General features: G+C 74.6%; 1 protein-coding gene. It reads left to right on the forward strand.

Annotation, left to right across the window (positions count from 1 at the left end):
* On the forward strand, window positions 1-2,949 hold a 2,949-nt coding region (locus IE329_RS39685; protein ID WP_190215931.1), incomplete at both ends, for a type I polyketide synthase.

Genomic DNA, 2,949 nt, shown 5'->3' on the forward strand with positions numbered 1-2,949 from the left:
CGGACGTCCCCTTCTACTCCACGGTCACCGGGGAACCCGTCGACACCGCAGCCCTTGACGCCGGCTACTGGTACCGCAACCTCCGCGAACCCGTACGCTTCGACCTCGCCGTCGAGGCCCTCGCGCAGGACCGGCACGGCGTGTTCGTGGAGGTCAGCCCGCACCCCGTCCTGGTGCCGGTGATGGACGGCGCTGCGACCGGCACCCTGCGTCGCGGCGGCGGCAGGCAGGAATTCCACCGCGCCCTGGCGCGCCTGCACACGCAGGGCGTGGCCGTCGACTGGACGCCGGTCTTCCCCGCCGATCCCCACCATGTCCCACTGCCGACGTACGCCTTCCAGCACCGGCCGTACTGGTTGAACCCCGTCGCCGCGAAGGGCGACGTGTCGGCGGCGGGACTGGACTCGGCCGGGCACCCGCTGCTCGGGGCCGTCGTCGAACTGGCCGGGGACCAGAGCGTCCTGCTCACGGGGCGGCTCTCGACGGCCACCCGGCCGTGGCTGGCCGACCACGTCGTCATGGGCTCCGTGCTGCTGCCCGGCACCGTGTTCGTCGAACTCGCCCTGCACGCCGGCCGGCAGGCCGGCTGCGACGTCCTGGACGAACTGGTGCTGGAAGCCCCCATGATCCTGCCGGACGACGGTTCCGTGCCGGTCCAGGTCCTCGTCGGCGCACCGGACAGGACGGGCCGACGCCCCGTCACCGTGCACTCCCGGACGGGCGGCACCTGGCTGCGGCACGCCACCGGCACGTTGGCGACCGGCGACCGCCCCCACCCGTACGACACCGGCGAGCCCTGGGAGCCGGCCGGTGAACCCGTCGACCTGACCGACTTCTACGACACCCTCGCCGCCCAGGGCTACGAGTACGGGCCGGTGTTCGCGGGCGTACGCGAGATCCGGCGGCAGGGCGACGAGCTCTATGCCGAGGTGGCGCTGCCCGCCGACACCCGCGACCGCTTCGGTCTCCACCCCGCGCTGCTCGACGCCGCACTCCAGCCGCTGACCCTGCTGGCGGCCGGCCGCCTGCCGTTCTCCTTCGCCGGGGTGTCGATGCGGAAAGCCGGCTCCACGGCCCGGGTCCGCCTCACACCCACCGGCCCCGACACCTTCCGGGTCGCGCTCGCCGACGAATCCGGGCCGCTGGCGGCGATCGACGCGCTGACCGTGCGCCACCGGCCGCCGGGCCTGTCGGTCGCCGGGACCGACCAGCTCTTCCGCCTCGACTGGGTGCCGGTCGAGAGCACCGGCGAAGCCCCGGCCGTCCACCACGTCACGCCCCCGGCGGGAGACCCCGTGGCGGCCGCGCACACCGTCGCCGCCGAGACGCTGGGCGTCCTCCAGGACTTCCTGCGCGACGGGGACGGCCGGCTGGCCGTGGTGACCCGCCGGGCGGTCGGGCCGGACCCCGTCGACCTGCCGTCCAGCGTCGTCTGGGGCCTGGTCCGCGCGGCCCAGGCGGAACACCCCGGCCGGTTCGTGCTCGTCGACACCGACGACCGCGTCCTCGTCGCGGGGGACGAACCGCAGCTCGTCGTGCGCGACGGCGCCGCCCACGCCGCCCGCCTGGTACGGGCCGAAGCGGCCCCGGCACCCGGCCCGCTCGACCCGAACGGCACCGTGCTGATCACCGGGGGCACCGGAACACTGGGCCGCCTCGTCGCCCGGCACCTGCGCGACCGGCACGGCATCCGGCACCTGCTCCTGCTCAGCAGGACCGCGGCGGAGGTGGACTTCGACGCCGAGGTGGTGGCCTGCGACGTGGCCGACCGGGACGCGCTGGCAGCCGTGCTGGACTCGATCCCGGCCGAGCATCCGCTGACCGCGGTGGTGCACGCGGCCGGCGTGCTCGACGACGGCGTCGTCGAATCCCTCACGCCCGGCCGGATCGACCAGGTGCTGCGGCCCAAGGCCGACGCCGCCTGGCACCTGCACGAGCTGACGAAAGACCTCGGCCTGAGCGCATTCGTGCTCTTCTCGTCCGCCGCCGGTGTGCTGGGCGGCCCGGGCCAGGCGAACTACGCCGCCGCGAACGCCTTCCTGGACGCCCTCGCCGTGCACCGGCGGGCCCTGGATCTGCCGGGCGTGTCGCTGGCCTGGGGGCAATGGGCCGAGGCCAGCGGGCTGACCGAACACCTCACCGACACCGACCGCAAGCGCCTCGCCCGCGCCGGCGTGCTGCCGATGCCCACGAACCAGGCGCTGGCACTGTTCGACCTGGCCCTGGGCGCCGCCGATCCCGCGCTGGTCCCCGCACACCTCGACCTGTCGGCGGCGTCCACCCGCCCCCTGCTCAGCCGCCTCACCCGTACCAGGCCCACCCGGCGCACGGACCGGCCGGGCCTGGGCAGGGAACTGTCGGTCCTGCCCGAGGGCGAGCAGCACAGTCGCGTCCTGGAACTGGTCACCGGCCAGACGGCCGCGGTCCTCGGCCACACCGACACCGCTGCCGTCAGCGCCGAGCGGGCCTTCAAGGACCTGGGCTTCGACTCGCTCACCGCGGTGGAACTGCGCAACCGGCTGTCCACGGTCGCCGGGATCCGGCTGCCCGCGACGATGGTCTTCGACCACCCGACCCCCGACGCGCTGGCCCGCCACCTGCGAAACCTCCTGGTCGGCGCCCGGCGCCAGGCCCCGGCCGCGCCCCTGCCGGTCGGGGTTCCGGTGTCGGATGATCCGGTGGTGGTGGTCGGGTTGGGGGCCCGCTATCCGGGTGGAGTGGGGTCGGCGCAGGGGTTGTGGGACCTGGTGGCCGACGGGGTCGACGCGGTGGGCGACTTTCCGTCGGATCGTGGGTGGGACGTGGGTCGTCTCTTTGATCCGGCCGGTGGTCCGGGGAGGTCGTACACGCGGTCGGGTGGTTTCCTCGCCGATGCGGCGGGGTTCGATGCGGCGTTCTTCGGGATCTCGCCGCGTGAGGCGTTGGCGATGGATCCGCAGCAGCGGGTGC

The organism is Kitasatospora indigofera, from assembly GCF_014655955.1.
Classification (GTDB): domain Bacteria; phylum Actinomycetota; class Actinomycetes; order Streptomycetales; family Streptomycetaceae; genus Kitasatospora; species Kitasatospora indigofera.